1 protein-coding gene is annotated in these 210 nt (G+C 61.9%); it reads left to right on the top strand.

Features of this window, described 5'->3' with window-relative positions:
• Positions 1-210, top strand: a 210-nt coding sequence (locus tag G7009_RS27445; RefSeq protein WP_181133398.1) for an immunoglobulin-like domain-containing protein, incomplete at both ends; no start/stop codon positions are given.

Raw genomic sequence — 210 nt, 5'->3', positions numbered from 1 at the left:
TTACTGGCCACCAGGGCCTGACCTTTACGCTCACCGACGGCACTGTCGTCGAAGTGGCCAAGGGCAGTGCTGCCGGTACCGCCACCATCACCGCCAACGATGACGTGTATGTCGGTGGCCAGCCGGCCATTGCCCAGACCATCACCGGTGTGACCGGTGATGCGGTCTTCGAGAACCTGATCACTGCTGGCAGCACCAACACAGTCGTCA

Origin of the sequence: Pseudomonas capeferrum, from assembly GCF_013523055.1 — a bacterium.
Classification (GTDB): Bacteria; Pseudomonadota; Gammaproteobacteria; order Pseudomonadales; family Pseudomonadaceae; genus Aquipseudomonas; species Aquipseudomonas capeferrum_A.
This window is presented reverse-complemented; position numbering and strand designations above follow the sequence as displayed.